The sequence below is a fragment of the Polyangium sp. y55x31 genome, assembly GCF_029946505.1.
Classification (GTDB): Bacteria; Myxococcota_A; Polyangia; order Polyangiales; family Polyangiaceae; genus Polyangium.
The window spans coordinates 60,398-73,751 of record NZ_JARZHG010000028.1 but is presented as its reverse complement, the minus strand read 5'-3'; the positions used below and the strand labels follow the sequence as shown (position 1 = coordinate 73,751).

Sequence of the window (13,354 nt, the reverse complement as noted above, 5' to 3'; positions counted from 1 at the left end):
CTTCCGGCCGGAAGGTCAAGGCTCCTCACGGTCGTCGATCGGCTCGAGCTCGCCGAGCGTCACGCGGACGTCGAAGACTCGCTCGAGACGCGCGATCCGCAAGGTCACCGTCTTGTTGACGCCCGCGATGCTCGCGAGCCACCGGAGCTCGTTCGGATCGGAGACGGGCTTGCCGTCGAAGGTGACGATGACGTCGTCGGGCGAGAGCCCCGCTCGATCGGCCGGCCCCCCCGCGATCACCTTCTGCACCCACGCGCCCTTGCGATCCGGGCGGCGGAGGCGACCCGCCTCGATCGGGTTCAGCGCGTCGACGAAGACCCCGAGCGCGCTGCGCCGGATCTTGCCGTCCCGGAGCAACATGGGCAGGAGCTGCTTGACCATGTTGATCGGGATCGCGAAGCCGATGTTGTTCGCATTCGCGCGGACGGCCGCGTTGATGCCCACGACCTCGCCGCGCATGTTGAGCAGCGGGCCACCCGAGTTGCCCGGGTTGATGCTCGCGTCCGTCTGCAGGAAGTTGAAGTAACCGCTGGGATCGAGGCCCTTCACGTCGTCGCGCGTGCGGCCCTTCGCCGAGAGGATGCCCGCCGAGACGGTGTGCGAGAGGCCGAACGGGTTGCCAATCGCGACGACCCAGTCGCCCACGTCGATCACGTCCGAGTCGCCGAGCGAAAGCGAGGGCAGCCCTCGCTCGTCGACGCGCAGGACCGCGATGTCCGTGTGCTTGTCCCGACCGACGACCGTCGCCCGCATTTCACGGCCATCGACGAAGCCGACGACGATGTCCGTCGCGTCCTCGATGACGTGATTGTTCGTCAGCATGAACCCCTCGGGGTCGTAGACGAACGCAGTGCCGAGGCCTTCGGAGACGGCGCGCCTTCGGCCCGACGAGGTCTCTTTTTCGACGCGCGCTTTCACCGTCGCCACGGCCGGATCGGCCTTCTTCGCGAGAGGCGCGAAGGAGATCGGCGTGCCCTCGGCCGTCACGATCGCCGGTCCGGAAGGCGCGGTCTGCGCGAGACCCGAAGGCGGAGCGGTGGGCGCAGCGCCGCTCGGGAGCGGGATCGCGCCGGGCGGGAGCGACGAGGTCGGCTCACCCGTTTGGGACGAACCGCCCGGCGATCCGCCGCCCTTGCCGCACGCCGACGCGGCCACGAGGAGCCACGAGATCAGGACGATGAGCGAAAGCGGCGGACGACGTGAGCTCACGTCTCTTTGGATACCTCTGCGAGGCGCTCGCGCAACTCGTCGAGGGCCTGCGTGAGGAGCCGCTCCTCTTCGCCCGTGAGGTTCCCCTTCGTCTTTTCCTCGAGCAGCGTGAGGAGCTCGATGTCCTGCTGCGCGAGGTCGAGGTTCCGCTCCGAATGCCCATCCGGGCCGGGCATATCGCCGAGGTGGACGTGCGCCGAGCCGATGATGGACATCACGAAGATCGAGAAGTCGAGCTTCGGAAGCTGTCCCGGCGCCGCGTCACGATCGCCCTGGCTGCTCACGCCTCGCCTGCCTCGTCGTCGGCTGCGTCGTCGTCGTCGTCCTCCGCGATGGCCGCGCTGCTCGCAGCCGGGGCGGGAGCAGGCGCCGCCGCCGCGGGCTGCGGCGCGGGGGCCGGAGCGGAGCTCGCAGAGACGAGCGCGGGCTGCGGGATGCCGAGGCCCTCGGCTTGCGTCTCGAGCTCGGGGAGCTCGGTGAGGTAACGGTCGATGTCCGCCTGCGTGATCACGCCCGCGGCGAGGAGGCGCTCGCGCACCCGAAGATCATGGGCAAGCGCGGAGAAGTAACCCTGATCGGAAGCAGCTTTCATCGGTCGTCGTGTCTCCCTTGGTCGGACTTGCTCCCCCCCGGGTGCAAACGTCTTCAGCGCTTGCGCGAGAGCTGGACGAGGTGTCCACCGCCCTCGGCCGCGTGGCCATGATCGTGGTCGTGATCATGGTCGTGGTCGTGGTCGCAGCAGCCGCCGCCGTCGCCGAGGGCGCGCTCTTCGAGCTCGGCCTGCGCCTCCGCGATCTCCTCCTCGCTCGCCGCGCGCACGTCGTGCACGACGACCTCGAAGCGGATCTTCTGGCCCGCGAGCGGGTGGTTCGTATCCACGACGAACGCGTCGGGGAGCACCTCGACCACGCGCATCGCGATGGACTCGCCGTCGGGGGCCTGCGCGATGAACTCGTCGCCGGGCGTCACGTGCTCGCTGTCGGGGAAGTCGGCCTTGTCGACCTCGAAGACGCCTTCGTCGTCGTGCTCGCCGAACGCGTCGGCGGGCTCGACGGTGATCTCGCGGCGCTCGCCCGCGTGCATGCCCTCGACCGCTCGCTCGAGGCCCGGGAGGATCTGCGCGTAGCCGTGGACATACTCGAGCGGCTCGCTTTCGGTGGCGCGATCGACCGTATCCCCGTCCTCGTCGAAGAGGACGTACGAGAGCGAGACGCGCGTATCGGGGCCAATGGCGGGCTGGGGCATGGGCCCGTGGATGTGCCACGTAGGTGTCGCCCCATCAAGCCCTGCGTAAGATCCTTCGCCACGGCCGCGCTCGGAGGCTTCTCCGTGCTATCACGGGGTCCGTCATGGCCAATCCGGGAGTGCACCTCGACGCGGGCGGACCGGCTCGGAACAACGCGGCCGAGCGGCCCGACCTGAACAAAGCGCTGTCGCGCGTCGAAGGCCGAGGCAAATGGCTCCGCTGGCTCGTCATCCTGCTCGTCCTCGCAGGCATCGTCGCAGGCGGGATGTTCTATCTGCAGAAGACGAAGCCGCCGCCGCCCGCGCGTTATGTGAGCACGGCCCTCACGCAAGGCGACGTTTTCGAGACGATCCAGTCGACGGGGCAGGTCAAGCCGGTCACCGAGGTGCAGATCGGCGCGCAGGTCTCCGGGCGCATCACGAAGGTCCACGTCGACTTCAACAGCCACGTGAAGGCCGGCGATCTGCTCGCGGAGATCGATACGCAGCTCCTCGGCGCGGAGATCGACGCGAACGCGGCGCAGGTCGCGGCCGCGAACGCGAGCGTCAAGCGAGCCGACGCGAACCTCGAGACGGCGAAGGTGCGGCTCGAGCGGGCGCGCAAGGTGTTCAAGGAAGGCGTTGGATCGCAGGCGGATCTGGATGCCGCGCAAGGCAGCTACGACATCGCGCTCGCCGACGTCGCGGCCTCCAAGGCGCAGGTCGCGCAGCTCAACGCCACGCTGCGGCGATCGAACACGAACCTCGCGTTCACCAAGATCTACTCGCCCATCGAGGGCGTCGTGATCAACCGCGCGGTCGATCCCGGCCAGACCGTGGCGGCGAGCTTCCAGACGCCGACGCTCTTCGTGATCGCCCAGGATCTCCGCAAGATGCGCGTGCTCGCGGACATCGACGAGGCGGACGTGGGGCGCTTGAAGGAAGGCATGACCGCGGACATCCGCGTCGACGCGTTCCCCGGCGAGTCGTTCAAGGGGCTCGTGAGCCAGGTGCGCTTCAGCCCCGTCAACCAGGCGGGCGTCGTGACGTACGCCGCGGTGATCGAGGTCGACAACCCCGACATCAAGCTGCGCCCCGGGATGACGGCGACGGCGACGATCCACTCGGCCGAGGCCAAGGGCATCAAGCGCCTGCCGAACGCGGCGCTGCGCTTCAAGCCGTCGCCGCCGATGACGAAGGAAGGCAAGCCGATACCGCAGGATCCGCTGCCGCCGCTGCCCGCGGGCAAAGGGCGCATCTACGTGCTCACGAACGAGACGCCGGGCGCCGAGCAGATCGAGATGCGCGAGGTCGACATCGGCATCACGGACGGCGTGTACACGGTCCTGCGCACGGACATCGGCACCCTGAAGGTCGTGACCGAAGAGACCGACGCGGGGGCCGCAGGCGGGCGCGGCGGCCGCAGGCCGTTCTAGGCGGGGGACGTGATGAAGGACGCCCCGCCGATCATCGAGTTCGTCGAGATCCACAAGGACTACGTCACGGAGGCCGTCGTCGTACGCGCGCTCCGCGGCGTGAACCTGACGATCCAGAGGGGCGAGTTCGTCGCGATCATCGGGCAGAGCGGCTCGGGCAAGAGCACGATGATGAACATCATCGGCTGCCTCGATCGGCCGACGCGCGGCAAGTACATCCTCGATGGGATCGACGTCGGCTCGCGGAGCAACGACGCGCGCGCCATCGTGCGAAACCACCTCATCGGGTTCGTGTTCCAGGGCTTCAACCTGCTGCCCCGCACGACTGCGCTCGAGAACGTCGAGCTGCCTCTCGTGTACCGAGGCGTCAGCGCGGCGGAGCGAAGGAAACGCGCGCTCGCCTCGCTCAACGCCGTCGGCCTCGGCGCGCGCCTGCATCACACGCCGAACCAGCTCTCCGGCGGTCAACAGCAGCGCGTCGCGATCGCGCGCGCCCTCGTGACGCAGCCGCCGCTCCTGCTCGCCGACGAGCCCACGGGCAACCTCGATACGCGCACGAGCTACGAGGTGCTCGATCTCTTGCAGCGCCTGAACCGCGAGCAGGGCATCACGATCGTGCTCGTCACGCACGAGCGCGACATCGCCGACTGCGCAGGCCGCGTGATCGAGATGCGCGACGGCTCGGTGCGGCGTGACATCATCAACGAGAGGCCGACGGACGCGGCGCGCGCGCTCGCGGAGCTGCCGGTCCAGGACGAGCACGGAGCCGCTTCGTGACGGCGATCCTCGCCGCGATCCGGCTCGCGCTGCGCGCCATCGTGCGCTCGAAGCTGCGATCGACCTTGACGGTCCTCGGCATCCTCATCGGTGTCGCGGCCGTGGTGATCGTGGTCGCGCTCGGCACGGGCGTGCAGGCGCAGGTCGTCGGGCAGATCTCGAACCTCGGCGCGAACGTCATCTTCATCTTCCCGCAGTCGACGCAGACCTCGGGCGTACGCAGCAACGACGTCAATCGCCTCACGGAGGCCGATGGCCGCGCGCTCCTCATGGAGGCGACGAGCATCGCGAACGTCGCGCCCTTCAGCTCCACGGGCGCGCAGGTGATCGCGGGCGATCGCAACGCCGTGACGCAGGTGATGGGCGTCTCGCGCAGCTACTTCCCGGTGCGTGGCTTCTCCGTGGGCAAGGGCCAGATGTTCACGGAGTCGGAGGAGCTGCTCAAAGCCAAGGTCGTCATCATCGGCGAGACGGTCCGCGAAAAACTCTTCGGCGCCGGTGATCCGATCGGCCAGTACGTTCGCATCGGTCGCTATCCGTATCGCGTCGTCGGACTGCTCACGTCGAAGGGGCAATCACCCTTCGGCGAGGATCAGGACGATCGCGTGCTCATGCCCATCGGCAGCTTCCGCGCGCGCGTGGTGCCGAGCCCGCCGGGGCGCGTGCAGCAGCTCATCGCCTCCGCGACGGACGAGCGGACCGTCGATCGCGCCGTCACGCAGATCAACGCGATTCTGCGGCAGAGGCACGGGATCGCGCCCGACGGAGAACCGGACTTCGCGATCCGCACGCAGGCCGAGTTCCGCAAATCCTCCGAGGAGATCGTGGGCACGTTGACCGTGCTCCTCTCGTCGATCGCCGCCGTCTCGCTGCTCGTCGGCGGCATCGGCGTGATGAACATCATGCTCGTCAGCGTGACCGAGCGGACGCGCGAGATCGGCATCCGCATGGCGATCGGCGCTTCGGCGGCGGACATCATGACGCAGTTCCTCGTCGAGGCGATCGTGCTCAGCGTGATCGGCGGCGTCTTCGGGCTCGGCATCGGCGCGGGTGTGATCAAGTTGCTCGGCGGCGCGCTCGGGTGGTCGCTACAGCTCCCGATGCCCGCGGTGATCGCGGCGATGGCGACGAGCACGGTGATCGGGGTCGTGTTCGGGTTCTTCCCCGCGAGGAGGGCGGCGCTGATGGATCCCATCGTCGCGCTGCGGCAAGAGTGAACGGGCTCTTTCGCGTCTTCTCCGCGATCGCGATCGCCATGCGGGCGGTGCTCCGCAACAAGCTGCGCGCGGCGCTGACGATCCTCGGCATCACGATCGGCATCGCGGCCGTCGTGACGATGACCGCGCTCGGTGACGGCGCGCGCGCCAAGATCAACGGGCAGATCACGAACATGGGCTCGAACGCGCTGATTGTCTTTCCGCAATCGGCGCGGGCCTCGGGCGCGCGCACGACGGGAGGCTCGAAGCTCTCGGAGTCCGACTGTCAGGCGCTCGAACGCGAGTCGACGAGCATCAAGGCCGCCGTGCCGTTCCTGCGTGCGTCGGCGCAGGTCGTCTACGAAGGGCAGAACGCGAAGGCCGAGGTGATCGGCTCGCGCATCGCGTACCTCCAGGTGCGCAATTGGAAGCTCCAGACAGGCGAGCCGTGGACGGTCTCGGCCGAGAACGTCTCCGAGAAGATCGCCGTCATCGGCGCAGGAACGGCGAAGGATCTCTTCGGCGCGGCCGATCCCGTGGGGCGATGGATCCGGATCGGCCGACATCCGTACCGCGTGCTCGGCGTACTCGAAGAGAAGGGCCCGTCGCCGTTCGGTCGGAGCCAGGACGACGTGGTGATCATGCCGATCACCACGATGCGCTCTCACGTGCGCTTCACGCGACCGGGCGAGACGGACGCGATCATGATGAGCGCCACGAGCCCAGAGACGACGGACCGCGCGAAGAAACAAGCCGAGGAGATCCTTCGCCAGCGGCATCACATCCGCGAGGGAGACGAGGACGACTTTCTCATTCGCACGCAGGCCGAGTTCCAGCAGATGCAGGACAGCATCTACGGGGTCCTGTCGCTCCTGCTCGTCGGGATCGCGGCCGTGTCGCTCGTCGTCGGCGGCATCGGCGTCATGAACATCATGCTCGTCAGCGTGACCGAACGGACCCGCGAGATCGGCATCCGCATGGCGATCGGCGCGCGCGAGATGGACATCCTCGTGCAGTTCCTCGTCGAGTCGCTCGTGCTCGCGACGCTCGGCGGGATCGTGGGGACGACGCTCGGCTACGGCGCGATCGTCGGCCTCGGCGCTGCGCTCGATCTGCCGATGAAGCTCGCGCCGCAGGCGCTCGGGGTCGCGCTCGGGACGAGCACGGCGATCGGGCTCGTCTTCGGGTTTTTCCCGGCACGAAGGGCCGCGCGCATGGATCCGGTGCAGGCGCTCGGCCGCGAGTGAAATGATTGGACCACAAAAGGCCACGCGCCCCCGGCCTCTCGGCCGCGGGGCGCGTGATCGTTTGGCCAGTCGGGCCGGGGGTTTGGGGGCGCAGCTCTGCTTGTCAAAGCGGAGCCCCCAAGCGTCGACTAATGGCTGGACTGGCTCTTCTTCATGAGGTCGGCGAACGTGCCGAACTTCGCCTCGCGAGCGACGCCCGCGCGGTACGACTGGTAGGCCTGCTTCTCGGCGTCCTCCTTGAGGGCGCGGATCGAGAGCTTCGCCTCGCCGCGACGCGGATCGACCTCGAGCACCTTCGCGTCGAGCTTCGTGCCCACGGGGAACTCCTTGCGGAGATCCGTGCCGCGCGCCGTACCCGTGTGACCCGCCGGGATGAAGCCACGCGCCGCGCGACCGGTCACGCCGAGGATGCGGACCGAGAGGCCTCCCTCGACGGCCTGCACGACGGCGACCTTCACGGCCTTGTACTGCTGCACGCGCTGACGCGGCTCTTCCTCGTCGCCGCTCGGCAGCGCGGGGTGCAGGCCGATCTTGTGCGCGCCCGGATCGCAGCTCGCGACCACGACGTCGATCTCGTCGCCGACCTTCACCACCTCGCTCGGGTGCTCGACCTGCTTGAACGAAATGTCCGCCGTGTGGCAGAGGCCGTCGATCCCGGGCTCAAGCTCGATGAACGCGCCGAACGGCTGCAGGCGCGCGATCTTGCCCTTGTGCTTCGTGCCGACCGCGTACTTCTCCTTCACCGTGTCCCACGGATCCGCGGTCGTGGCCTTGTGGCTGAGCCACAGCTTGCCCTTGTCGTCGATGCGGATGATCTTGACGTCGATCTCCGCGCCGGGACGGAAGAGGTCGCTGAGGCGCGCGCTGCGATCGTGGCTCGCCTCGGTCATGTGGATGAGGCCCTCGACGTTGCCCGCTTCGGGCAGCGCGACGAAGACGCCCCACGCCACGACCTTGCGCACGATGCCCTTGTGCACGCTGCCCGGCGTCACCTTGCTGAGCGCTTCGGTGCGCACGCGGCGCGCGTCCTCTTCGAGCATGCGCTTGCGCGAGACCACGATGTCGCGGCCCTTCTTCGCGTACTGCGCCACCACGAAGTCGAGCTTCTGACCGACGAGGTGCGAGAGATCCGCGCCGTGGCGCAGGTCGACGTGTGATGCCGGAGCGAACGCGCGCAGGCCCCCGAGATCGATCTCGAGGCCGCCCTTCACCGCGCCGGTCACGAAGCCGAAGACCGGCTCGCCGCTCTGCGACGCGGCTTCGAGCTGCTTCTTCAGCTCGTCGAGCGGCTTCGGCTGCCCCTTGCAGAGCACCAGCATGCCGCCGCGAACGCCCGTGCTTTGCACGCTCGCGATGAACTGATCACCCTCGGCCGGCACTTCCTCGTCGCCGAGCTCCTGCCGATCGAAAAGGCCCGTCGCCTTGCCTGCGATGTCGATCCAGATCGCCTGGTCCGTCACCTTGCAGACCTTGCCGAAGACCTCTTCGCCCACGCTGAACGCAGGACGCTCGCGCTGGGCCGCGGCCGCTGCTGCGGCCTGTTTGTCCTTGCGCCGATCCTTGCGCTTGCCTTGCGGCGCTTCGCCTCCGGCCTGGGCCTCGGAAGCCTCGCCGGCCTCCGTGTCCTCGCCTTCCGCTTCCTCGCCGCTCGCCTCGGCGCCTTCAGCGCCTTCGGCCCCTTCGGCCGCGCCCTCCGCTCCCGGGCCTTGCGCGCCCGGGGGACCCTTGCGCTTCCTGCGGCGCTTGCGCTTCTTCGCGTCGCCGCCCGGGCCTTCGGCCTTCGCCGCAGCAGGGGTCGCTTGCGGACGGCCGCCGGGACCCGGCAAGCGGTTGCCAATGTCGTCTCCCGGCTGCTCTTCCTCCCACTCTTCGCGGGATGGAGCGGCGGTGGGCGAGGTGGCCTGGGCCTCGGTGCTCGCCTCGGGCGTTTGATTCTGCGGCTGCGCCTCGGGCGCCGCGGCGTCCTTCTGGACCTCTGCCGCCTCGGTGGTGTTGTTGTCCGTGTTCATCCGGGATCTCGGGCCCCGAGCGCGGCGCGCGTCGTCGGGGGACGACCTTCGCGCAGACGCGTAGCTCGGAAGGGGACGGAAAACATAACGTACCTCGCGCACAGGCGCGAGGTCTCCGCGCACAGCGCTCGAACTTCGAGACGCTTTTTCAACGTACGATGGGTAAAAACCGCTGCTGACCGCCGCTTCGGTCGATGCGGAGGGAGCCCCCGCGACCGAGGTCGTGCACGCTCACCTTGGCCGCCAGCCGCTGCGCCACCTCGAGGAACGCCCGGCCGACCGAGCTGTCGGGCGCCGCCTGCACGACGGGCGTGCCTGCGTCGCCCCACTCCCGCACCGAAGGATCGAGCGGGATCTGACCGAGCAGCGGAGCGCCCGCGAACTCGGCGATCTTCTGACCGCCGCCCGAGCCGAAGAGCTCGTGACGCGCGGAACAACCGTCACAGATGAAATAACTCTCGTTCTCGACGACGCCGAGGATGGGGATGCCCACCTTCTGCGCCATCGAGACCGATTTGTAAACGTCCTGGAGCGCGACTTCCTGCGGCGTCGTCACGACCACCGCGCCCGTGGTGCGCAGCTTTTGCGAGATCGTGAGCACGATGTCGCCCGTGCCGGGGGGCAGGTCGAGGATGAGGTAGTCGAGCGTGCCCCAGTCGACGTCCTTCATGAACTGGAGCAGCGCGTTCTGGATCATCGGCCCGCGCCACACGACGGCTTGACGCGCGTCTTCGAGCAAGAAGCCGATCGACATGAGCTTCACGCCGAAGCGCTCGAGCGGCAGGAAGTGCTGCCCGTCGGCCGAGGTCGGTCGGCCCATCACGCCGAGCATCGTGGGCACGCTGGGCCCGTACATGTCGGCGTCGAGTAGGCCCACGCGGCAACCGAGGCGGTTCAGCGCGAGCGTCAGGTTCGCGGCGACCGTGCTCTTTCCGACGCCGCCCTTGCCGCTCATGACGAGCACGATGTTCTTCACACCGGGGCAAGGGTCGTCGGCCATGATGTTGCGCTCGGGAACGTTGGAGCTCCAATGAATCGTGACGTTCGCGGCGCCGGCGGCCTTGAGCGCCGCCGTCACGTCGTCCTGGATCCGCGCCTTGTAAGGGCACGCCGGCGTCGTGAGCGTGACGCCGACGGTGACGTTGTCACCCTCGACGTTGACGTCGCCCAGCATGCCGACGTCGACGAGGGGACGAGAGAGCTCGGGGTCCTCGACCTTTCCGAGCGCAGATTTCGCGGATTCGACCGTGATTGCCATGATTTCCTTCGGGGCAGGCGCGGGGCAGCCGGTCTGTTAGGACCAGCCACGGGTGTCGTCAACCCGTTCCACCGTCGCACGAGCGTGCTGCCGCCGAGAAAAACGGCCGGGGCGAAACAAAAAGAAAACGCGCCGCCCGGCACGACGAGCGGCCGGGCGGCGCGTCGATCAGGCGCTCAGTTGACGGAGCCGGCAGCCTTGCCGCCGATGCTGGCGCTGGCCTCGACGGAGACCTGCACCTCGACGCTCGCGTTGAGCGCGGCGCTCGCCGCGGTCGTCGCGCAGACGAGGGCCTTGCCGCTCGACGTGAGCGCGCCCTTCAGGTTGCCGCCGACCTCGACGAGGACCTGGCCCGCGTCGAGCGCGGCCTGACCACGCTCGACGCCGTTCACGATGAGCTTCGGCAGGTGCTCCTCGAGCGCGGCGGCGAGCGCCTCGAGATCCGCGGTCGCGCCGCCCTGGATCTCGATCGTGACCTTGGGCGGCGTGCACGAGGCCTCCGCCTGGATCTCGGCGTTGCAGCTCGCCTGGCAGTCGGCGTCGAGCTCGCACTCGGGCGGCGTGATCTTGCCCTCGCAGTGCGGGGCCTGGAAGTCGACGGAGCACTCGCCGCGGCAGGTGCCGTCGCACTGCACGGCGGCGTTGGCCTCGAGCTCGCACGAGCCCGAGCAGGTGCCCTCGCACGTGCCGTCGCAGCGGCCGTTGCAGTTGTTCGCGTCGCCCGTGGAGCACGTGCCGTTGCACTTGCCGTTGCAGACGGCGCTGCACGAGCCCTTGCACTCGACCGTGGCGCCGACGTCGGCCGTACACGAGCCCCTGCACTCGGCGGTGCACGAGCCCGCGAGCTTGCCGGGCTCGCACTTGGCTTCGAGCTGCGCCGGCGTGCACTTGCCGCTCACGTCGCAGCGCGCGTTGCACTCGGCGGCCGCGTCGAGGCTCGCCTCGCACTTGCCGCCCTCGACGAGCGCGACGAGCTGCACGTTCGCGTTCGCCTTGATCACCTCGTCGAACCCGGCCTCGGCCTCCTTGCACACGGCCTCGAGGCGAGCCGAGCCCTCCATCCGATCCCACTTCGCGGAGTCGCGGTTCGTCGCCTTGGCGATGCCCTCGCAGGCCGCCGTGACGTCGGCGATCATCTGATCGGCGAGCGTGATGAACGCGCCCGAGGCGCCCATGAAGGACTTCACGCGGAAGTCGACGTCGAGGTTCGCGCCCCACTGCGCGTCGGCCCTGAACTCGTCGCACCCCTCGACGATGTCGGCGACGTCGCTGCAACCGAGGCCTGCGGTGAGGCCGACTCCGAGCACGAAGGCGGGCGCGGCGGCGAAGCGGATCCACTTGTTTTTCTGCGACATGCGAAGCTCTCCTTGTTGAAGAAGCGAGTAACGAACGTTGAAGCGCACGTGCAGCTTCTGCGCCATGCGACGTGCGAGGTGAGCACCCTCCCGTCCATCGCCGGGGCCCTCGCGGAAATGCCGGCTCAGGAGGGGAAGGTGCGAAAGAGACGCGCCGCGCTCCGCGAAAAGGTTTGCGCGGCAAGGAGCGATCGATCGAGACGGAAACAGACCAGCGCGACTTACCAGCAGCTCGACTCGCCGCCCTGATCCGGGTTCGACGGGTTGGCGAGCGTGTAGGGGAAGAGCTGGCACTTCTGGTAGTTCTGCGAGCCCGGGTTGAGATCGCACTCGGCGTGCTTGCCGCTCGGCGCGAGCGGGCAGTCGTCGTTCGACATGCAGGCTCCGCCGGAGGTGGCGAGATCGACGCAGCCGCGGCTGCCGTCGGTGGCCTGGAAGCAGACGGAGAGGCCGGTGAGCGGGCCGCAGTCCTCGTCGGTCACGCACGGCTCGCAGTAGTTGCCCTCGCCGACGCAGGCGCCGAAGCGGTGGAAGCAGGCCTTCGGACCCTCGGGCTTGGTCTCGTCGACGGGCTTGCACTCGTAGGAGCGGCCGCAGTCGGAGTCCTTCACGCACTCGGAGGCGCAGCGCTTCGTCGTGTCCTTGGGGAGCGAGATGCAGTGGCTGTTCGGGACCTGCGAGCAGTCCAGATCAGTGTTGCACGGGGCGCACGTGTCGCGCTGGATGCACGTCTTCCGGAGTACACAGAGCTGGCCCTCGAACATCGTGTTGCCCTGCCCGAGCGAGCTCGGCTCGATGCACGGGTCGGACGACTCGCCGCAGAGGCCGTTGTTGCCCTTCGTCGGATTCATGCTGCCGCAGAGCTCGCGCGCCTCGCGGGTCGTGCCGCAGTAGAAGCCGCCGGGGCACTCGGCGTCGCTCTGGCAATCTTGCTTGGTGCAGAAAGCATTGGCGTCACCCTCGGCCGCCGAGAGGCACGAGAGCGGCGCCTTGCACTCGCCCGGCGCGCACGTGAGCACGGTGCACGGCGTCTTGTCGGGGCATTTCCCGACGAGGCAGTTCGCGCGTCCGTAACAGAAGTCGGTGTCGAGCTGGCAGGTGTCGGGCGCGCCGCCGCACTGGTCGAGGAAGCAAGGCGTGCCCGTCTCCGGGCAGGAGAGGGTTTTGCTGCACTCGTCGCCGAACGGGCATTTGAAGCCGAAGCCGTAGGGCTTGTCGTTCGGCTGGCAGGCGAAAAGTTCGCGGTTCGTATCGTCCTCGACCGCGGCAACGCAGTCCTGCGTTCCATCCGCGAGGCAATCACTGTGCGCGGCGCACTCGAGGACGCAGCGGTTCCCCACGCAAGTGTTGCCGGGCAGGCACTTGTCGGGAGTGCACTTTCCCTCGCATTTACCGTCTGCGGTGACGAAGCCGCCGAAGCAGAACGGCACCTCTTCTTCGGAGCAGGCGCCGAGCGCGCCACTGAAAAGGAGCGAGAGGAGCGAAAGGGCGGCGGCGAATCGAAGGCGCGCGGGCTGCCGCGGACGGAGAACGGGAGAATGCTGCATGGTGACCTCGACCTCGGAGGGCCGTCCCTCCGTGGATGTGGGTATGCATGGGACGGTGCCGTGTTCCACGCATCTTGCCTGGGTAAGGATCGGGTC

General features: G+C 68.5%; 12 protein-coding genes. 4 read left to right on the top strand and 8 right to left on the bottom strand.

Going from position 1 to position 13,354, the window contains the following annotated elements:
* Positions 1 to 15 precede the first annotated feature (15 nt).
* From QHF84_RS35300 to QHF84_RS35285, 4 genes are read right to left on the bottom strand one after another with little or no spacing between them, the layout of a single operon-like run.
* A complete protein-coding gene (locus tag QHF84_RS35300) occupies positions 16 to 1,209 on the bottom strand; it encodes a trypsin-like peptidase domain-containing protein (protein WP_281317918.1) in 1,194 nt (397 codons plus the stop codon).
* On the bottom strand, positions 1,206 to 1,493 hold the full coding sequence (locus tag QHF84_RS35295) for a DUF1844 domain-containing protein (protein ID WP_281317917.1): 288 nt from the start codon (positions 1,491 to 1,493) through the stop codon (positions 1,206 to 1,208). The genes QHF84_RS35300 and QHF84_RS35295 overlap by 4 nt, the downstream gene beginning before the upstream one ends.
* On the bottom strand, positions 1,490 to 1,801 hold the full coding sequence (locus QHF84_RS35290; RefSeq protein WP_281317916.1) for a hypothetical protein: 312 nt from the start codon (positions 1,799 to 1,801) through the stop codon (positions 1,490 to 1,492). Before QHF84_RS35290 ends, QHF84_RS35295 begins: the two co-directional genes overlap by 4 nt.
* A 53-nt stretch (positions 1,802 to 1,854) precedes the next feature.
* Positions 1,855 to 2,454 carry a peptidylprolyl isomerase gene (locus QHF84_RS35285; protein WP_281317915.1) on the bottom strand — a complete coding sequence of 200 codons (600 nt, stop codon included), beginning with the start codon at positions 2,452 to 2,454 and terminating at the stop codon, positions 1,855 to 1,857.
* Positions 2,455 to 2,558: 104 nt separating this feature from the next.
* Here QHF84_RS35285 and QHF84_RS35280 point away from each other — a divergent pair, with 104 nt between their 5' ends.
* The 4 genes from QHF84_RS35280 to QHF84_RS35265 are packed head-to-tail and all read left to right on the top strand — an operon-like array spanning position 2,559 to position 7,089.
* Positions 2,559 to 3,869, top strand: a complete 1,311-nt coding sequence (locus tag QHF84_RS35280; protein ID WP_281317914.1) for an efflux RND transporter periplasmic adaptor subunit — start codon at positions 2,559 to 2,561, stop codon at positions 3,867 to 3,869.
* A 12-nt stretch (positions 3,870 to 3,881) separates the two neighbouring features.
* Entirely contained in the window at positions 3,882 to 4,646 is a 765-nt protein-coding gene (locus tag QHF84_RS35275; protein WP_281317980.1) for an ABC transporter ATP-binding protein, read from the top strand.
* Positions 4,643 to 5,863 carry an ABC transporter permease gene (locus tag QHF84_RS35270; protein WP_281317913.1) on the top strand — a complete coding sequence of 407 codons (1,221 nt, stop codon included), beginning with the start codon at positions 4,643 to 4,645 and terminating at the stop codon, positions 5,861 to 5,863. The genes QHF84_RS35275 and QHF84_RS35270 overlap by 4 nt, the downstream gene beginning before the upstream one ends.
* Positions 5,860 to 7,089 carry an ABC transporter permease gene (locus QHF84_RS35265; RefSeq protein WP_281317912.1) on the top strand — a complete coding sequence of 410 codons (1,230 nt, stop codon included), beginning with the start codon at positions 5,860 to 5,862 and terminating at the stop codon, positions 7,087 to 7,089. Before QHF84_RS35270 ends, QHF84_RS35265 begins: the two co-directional genes overlap by 4 nt.
* Before the next feature lie 128 nt (positions 7,090 to 7,217).
* Here QHF84_RS35265 and QHF84_RS35260 read toward each other — a convergent pair whose 3' ends face one another.
* The 4 genes from QHF84_RS35260 to QHF84_RS35245 form a co-directional block, all read right to left on the bottom strand.
* Complete coding sequence (locus tag QHF84_RS35260) at positions 7,218 to 9,098, bottom strand: S1 RNA-binding domain-containing protein (protein ID WP_281317911.1); 1,881 nt, start codon at positions 9,096 to 9,098, stop codon at positions 7,218 to 7,220.
* A gap of 148 nt (positions 9,099 to 9,246) precedes the next feature.
* Entirely contained in the window at positions 9,247 to 10,356 is a 1,110-nt protein-coding gene (locus tag QHF84_RS35255; RefSeq protein ID WP_281317910.1) for an Mrp/NBP35 family ATP-binding protein, read from the bottom strand.
* A gap of 176 nt (positions 10,357 to 10,532) precedes the next feature.
* Positions 10,533 to 11,777 (bottom strand): hypothetical protein, encoded by a 1,245-nt coding sequence (locus QHF84_RS35250; protein ID WP_281317909.1) that lies wholly within the window; start codon positions 11,775 to 11,777, stop codon positions 10,533 to 10,535.
* Between the two features lie 155 nt (positions 11,778 to 11,932).
* On the bottom strand, positions 11,933 to 13,258 hold the full coding sequence (locus QHF84_RS35245; protein ID WP_281317908.1) for a hypothetical protein: 1,326 nt from the start codon (positions 13,256 to 13,258) through the stop codon (positions 11,933 to 11,935).
* Positions 13,259 to 13,354 lie beyond the last annotated feature (96 nt).